The sequence below is a fragment of the Candidatus Cyrtobacter comes genome, from assembly GCF_034470605.1.
Classification (GTDB): Bacteria; Pseudomonadota; Alphaproteobacteria; order Rickettsiales; family Midichloriaceae; genus Cyrtobacter; species Cyrtobacter comes.
In genome coordinates this window covers 1-560 of record NZ_JARGYT010000141.1, presented here as the reverse complement: position 1 = coordinate 560, position 560 = coordinate 1, and the positions used below count along the sequence as shown (strand labels likewise).

Below are 560 nucleotides of genomic sequence, written 5' to 3'. Positions count from 1 at the left end.
TATTATCGAAGATACTCCAGAAAGGTTGATTGAGGTTGAGGGTATAGGCGCTCTGAGAGCCAAGAAGATCACAGGTAGTTTTCAGGAACAAAAAGTAGTAAGGGAAATTATGATCTTTTTGCAATCTCATGGTGTTGGCACATCCAGAGCAACTAGGATATATAAAACCTATGGGAACGATGCTATAGAAAAGGTATCTAAAAACCCATACGACCTTGCAAGGGATATTAGGGGAATAGGATTTTTATCCGCAGATAAGATCGCACAAAATCTTGGTATAGGCCTTAACTCTATGATCAGGGCAAGAGCTGGTATAAATTATGCACTTATGGAGACACTTAATGATGGCCATACCGGATATCCAGTTAATGACCTACTGAACAAAGCAGAAAAGCTACTTGAGATAGAAACAGAAACTTTACAGGATGCTTTGAATGCAGAAGTAAAAGCAGAATTTATCATAATTGATGAAATATCAGAAAAAACAATGTGCATTCCTTGCAGGGTACTACGGTTACGAGAAACAGATAGCTTTAAATCTTAAAAGATTACTTGAAAAA

Annotated in this window: 1 protein-coding gene; it reads left to right on the top strand. The window is 37.1% G+C overall.

The features are described from left to right. A partial coding sequence (locus Cyrtocomes_RS06055; RefSeq protein ID WP_322498290.1) for a helix-hairpin-helix domain-containing protein occupies positions 1-544 on the top strand: 544 nt, incomplete at its 5' end. Positions 545-560: the final 16 nt, after the last annotated feature.